Here is a 237-nt window from a genome sequence, read left to right on the forward strand (position 1 = left end):
GCCCGTTGCGCCGCGCGTCCGACAGCCGCTCCAGCACCACGAGCCCCACGCCCTCGCCCATGCCGAAGCCGTCGGCGTCGTGCGAGTACGCCTTGCACCGGCCGTCGGCCGACAGCGCGCCCTGCCGCGAGAACTCGGTGAACACCTCCGGCCCCGCCATCACGGACACCCCGCCCGCCACCGCCAGCGACGACTCACCGTCCCGCAGCGAACGCGCCGCCAGATGCAACGCCACCA

General features: G+C 74.7%; 1 protein-coding gene. It reads right to left on the minus strand.

Going from position 1 to position 237, the window contains the following annotated elements:
* Positions 1-237, minus strand: a 237-nt coding sequence (locus tag G3I40_RS43585) for a beta-ketoacyl synthase N-terminal-like domain-containing protein (RefSeq protein ID WP_275410342.1), incomplete at both ends; no start/stop codon positions are given.

The sequence above is a fragment of the Streptomyces sp. SID14478 genome (genome assembly GCF_010548525.1).
Lineage (GTDB): Bacteria > Actinomycetota > Actinomycetes > Streptomycetales > Streptomycetaceae > Streptomyces.